Origin of the sequence: uncultured Vibrio sp. (assembly GCF_947488985.1) — a bacterium.
GTDB lineage: Bacteria > Pseudomonadota > Gammaproteobacteria > Enterobacterales > Vibrionaceae > Vibrio.
The window spans coordinates 1-338 of the sequence record NZ_CANLBV010000337.1 but is presented as its reverse complement, the minus strand read 5'-3'; the positions used below and the strand labels follow the sequence as shown (position 1 = coordinate 338).

The window sequence follows — 338 nt, the reverse complement described above, 5'->3', positions numbered from 1 at the left end:
CCGCCGCTGATGATGTGTACCGCTGTTGGCAATACCCCATTTCATTTGAATCTGCATGTGAAGGATGTGGGGCACACTTTAGTGTTCGGGGCAACTGGCGCGGGTAAATCGACGTTGTTAGCCATGTTAGTGGCGCAAATGACGCGCTACCCCAAGGCGCAAATTTTTGCCTTTGATAAGGGGCGCTCAATGTACGCATTGAGCCAATTGGGGGGCTTGCACATAAACATTGGGGAGTCCGGCTCAAGAGCGCGTCCAGCATTTGCTCCGCTCATGGATTTAGACAGTGATTTCGAGTGGTGTTGTGACTACATCGAGCAACTGACGGTGCTGCAAGG

At 52.4% G+C, this 338-nt stretch carries 1 pseudogene; it reads left to right on the top strand.

From position 1 onward, the window contains the following. Positions 1–81: 81 nt before the first annotated feature. Positions 82–338 (top strand): annotated as a pseudogene (locus Q1A70_RS20580) (conjugal transfer protein TrbE); the annotation flags it as partial.